Genomic DNA, 3,791 nt, shown 5'->3' with positions numbered 1-3,791 from the left:
AACGCCTTGTGCGCCTTCAAATAAAACACGTTTGCTGGCATCTAAAGCATCATTTAAAATAACGGAAGTGTCGCAAACGTATTGTTTGATTTCTTGGCCGTATTGATAATACTCTTCAAATACATCAGTAAACTCAATCGGTTCAGCATCAAACATTTTAGTAAAAATACGGTTTTTTTCTTCTAAATTACTGCGTAAACGTTCTTCAAAAATTTCTTTATCTAGTAAATCAGCAATCCGGATCCCTACTCTTGCGGCTTTATCCATATAAGCAGGCCCAATTCCTTTAATGGTTGTGCCAATTTTTTGATCGCCTTTTGCATCTTCTTGTAATTGGTCTAATTGGATATGATAAGGCAAAATGACATGTGCTCGATCAGAAATACGGAGGTTGTCTGTACTTATATTGTGTTCATGTAAGTAAGCGAGTTCTTGGATAAGTGATTTAGGATTGATCACTACCCCATTTCCAATTACACTGATTTTATCAGCTGCAAATATTCCAGATGGAATCAAATGGAGTTTATAAGTTACACCATTGAATTTGATTGTATGTCCGGCGTTGTCTCCACCTTGATAACGTGCAATTACTTCTGCATTTTCACTTAAAAAATCTGTAATCTTGCCTTTTCCTTCATCGCCCCATTGTGTACCTACTACTACTACAGAAGACATATGAACACCTCATTACTGTTTATTTTCTAAAATACTTATCTAGTTTAGCAGTATTCTTTTAAGGATTCAACAAAAAAGCGAATATTTAACATTTTTATAACTATTTTAACGCAATAAAACGAACATTTTTTTGTTAAACAAAAAAATAAGAGCTAAAAACGAACGATTTCGTTTTTAGCTCTATTTTATCTTTGCGGAACATCATCAGGAAAATAAGCTAATGATGAAAACTTATTGTATTCTTTAATAAATAATAATTTTACAGTTCCACGGGCTCCACTTCTGTTTTTCTCAATAATAACTTCAACGATATTATCTTGCCCAGCCATATCTGCTTCTTCCTCATCATCGCCTTCTTCTCGGTCGTAATAGTCATCACGATAAAGAAAAGCTACGATATCCGCATCTTGCTCAATGGAACCAGATTCACGGATATCACTCAATACAGGACGCTTATCTTGCCGTTGTTCAACCCCACAGCTTTTTTAACTGCCGTGAAATCTCAGAAACTTCTTGTTGCCGGCTTTCACGACCAGTTCCTTCAATCAATTGCAAATAATCGATTAGTATCAAACCCAATTCGCCTTTTTCTTGTTTCAAGCGGCGGCATTTAGCCCGAATCTCAGCAACACGAATACCCGGAGTATCATCAATATAAATACTGGCTTTAGATAAACTTCCCATCGCCACAATTAAATTTTGCCATTCTTCTTCCGATAAATTACCTGTCCGCAAATTACTGGCATCAATACTGCCTTCTGCACATAACATCCGATTGACCAAAGATTCAGCACCCATTTCCAGACTAAAAATGGCCACTGTCTTATCTGTCTTTGTTCCGATATTTTGAGCAATATTTAAAGCAAAGGCCGTTTTACCAACCGCTGGTCTGGCAGCTAAGATAATCAGTTCTTCTTTTTGCAAGCCGGCTGTCATTTTGTCTAACGCTTTGTACCCTGTTGGCAGTCCGGTAATTTCTTCATCGTTTTGATACAATTCATCAATTCTGGCAATAGAGGTATTCAACACTTCTGAAATAGATAAAAAACCGCTTCTGCTGCGCTTTTCAGATACTTCGAGGATACTACGCTCAGCTTCATCTAAAATCGCTGCTAGCTCGTCTCCTTCTTCATATCCTTTAGTCACAATTTCAGTAGCTGTTCGAATCAAATTGCGTAAAATAGATTTCTGTTCAACTATTTTAGCGTAATGCTCCATATTAGCTGCAGTTGGTACGGTCACAGCCAGCTCAGCTAAATAAGCCATTCCACCTACATCTTCTAGTTGGTTTTTAGACTCTAATGCATTTGTGATGGTAACAATATCAATCGCTTCATTATTATTATTTAAATCTAACATCGTTTGGAAAATCAATTGATGTCCTCGGCGATAAAAATCTTTTGCTTCAATAAATTCCAATGCACCGACCACTGTGTCCGGATCTAAGAAAACCGACCCGAGTACAGCTTGCTCCGCTTCAATACTTTGAGGTGGTAGGCGGTCTTGAAAAGCTTCATTTGCCAAATTTCCTCTTCCTTTCAACAGTCTGGTTTTTTTGATTAAAATCTTTAAATCAACGTTCTTATTTTACCTCAAAAATAGAGGGAATACAATGCAACAACAGGAACATGCGTTCTTTTTACTGTTTATTGGTTTACTTCAGAGAGAAAAAAGTCCAGCCAGAATTTTCTGACTGAACTTTTTTCTATTGCTCACCTATTTTTATCTTACCTATTCCGGCAAAACATTTACCGTCATTGTGGCAACTACTTCTGGGTGTACTTTAACATCTAATTTCATTGAAGTGACTGTCCGAATCGGCACATTTAATTCGATTTTGCGCTTGTCCAATTTAATACCCAATTGTTTTTGGGCAGCAGCAGCAATTTGCTTTGTTGTGATTGATCCAAATAACCGACCATCTTCAGCAGCTTTTGCTTTAATCACAATGGCATTGGCTTCTTTTTCTAAAAGTGCTTTTAGTTCTTCTGCTTCTTGTTTGATTTCTGCTTGTTGTTTTTCTTCTGCCTTTATTTTTCCTTTTAATTCACTCAAACTGCCGGATGTTGCTTCTTTAGCTAAACCATTTTTAATTAAAAAGTTATGTGCGTATCCATCAGCAACATTTTTTACATCACCTTTTTTACCTTTGCCTTTTACATCTTCTAAAAATATAACTTTCATTCTTTTTCCTCCTCTTCTTGATTTACTATTACAGCACGCAGCATCTCTTTTACTTCTGCAACCGTATGATTCTCTATTTGAGTGGCTGCATTAGATAAGTGACCGCCTCCGCCAAGTTTTTCCATGATTACTTGAACATTGATCTCGCCTAAACTGCGTGCACTGATCCCTATGCGCTCATCGGAACGTTTCGTAATCACAAAAGCTGCATCCACATTTGTCATATTCAACATAGTATCTGCTGTTTGTGCTGCTACTACTGTATCATAAACCTGATCTTCTTCACCAGTTGCTACGGCCATAGAATCGCTGATAAATTCAATTGTTTCAATCAAATGGCTGCGAAGCAAATACGTATCTGTATCTTCTTTTAACAGTCGTTGAATTAAAACAGCATCTGCTCCACATGACCTCAAATAACTCGCTGCATCAAATGTTCGTGTTCCTGTCCGCAAAGAAAAACTTTTTGTGTCTACGATGATGCCGCCCAGCATAGCAGTCGCTTCAATTTTATTGATTGGATTTGCATCATTAGGCTGGTATTCAAATAACTCTGTAACTAATTCTGCAGTTGAAGAAGCATAAGGTTCTATATAGACTAAGACAGGTTTTTCCGGAAATTCCTCACTACGGCGATGATGATCAATAACTACCACGTTATTGATCTCTTCTACTAGATCCGGTGCTATTGATAATGATGGACGATGGTGATCGACCATAATCAACAGCGTATTCGCAGTCGTCATTTCTTTAGCTGTTTCCGGTGTGATAATGTACCGGCTAATCGAGTTATCTTTTTCTATTTCATCCACTAGTTGTGAAATGTCTTTGCTAAATTCTTCTGGTTCAATAATGATCCAAGCTTCTTTGCCATTCATTTCAGCAATTCTTCGAACACCGAGTGAAGAACCGATGGCATCCATATCCGGGTA

The 3,791-nt window shown here is 37.4% G+C and carries 3 protein-coding genes and 1 pseudogene; all 4 read right to left on the bottom strand.

Going from position 1 to position 3,791, the window contains the following annotated elements; translation table 11 throughout:
- Positions 1-675, bottom strand: a 675-nt coding sequence (locus RT405_RS04875; RefSeq protein ID WP_313468048.1) for an adenylosuccinate synthetase, incomplete at its 3' end; no start/stop codon positions are given.
- A gap of 185 nt (positions 676-860) precedes the next feature.
- Positions 861-2,199: pseudogene (dnaB, locus tag RT405_RS04870) on the bottom strand (replicative DNA helicase).
- A 207-nt stretch (positions 2,200-2,406) separates the two neighbouring features.
- Entirely contained in the window at positions 2,407-2,859 is a 453-nt protein-coding gene (gene rplI / locus RT405_RS04865) for a 50S ribosomal protein L9 (protein ID WP_313468046.1), read from the bottom strand.
- Positions 2,856-3,791: DHH family phosphoesterase (locus tag RT405_RS04860; RefSeq protein WP_313468044.1), on the bottom strand; the 936-nt coding region annotated here is incomplete at its 5' end. The genes rplI and RT405_RS04860, both read right to left, overlap by 4 nt.

Source organism: Carnobacterium sp. (genome assembly GCF_032094055.1).
In the GTDB taxonomy this organism is placed as follows: Bacteria; Bacillota; Bacilli; order Lactobacillales; family Carnobacteriaceae; genus Carnobacterium_A.
The sequence above is the reverse complement of the archived record's forward strand: the minus strand, read 5'-3'. Positions and strand labels throughout refer to the sequence as shown.

What these genes read in the sequence shown, in the direction of transcription:
- rplI (WP_313468046.1), bottom strand. Translation starts at nt 2,859, where the DNA reads ATGAAAGTTATATTTTTAGAAGATGTAAAAGGCAAAGGTAAAAAAGGT.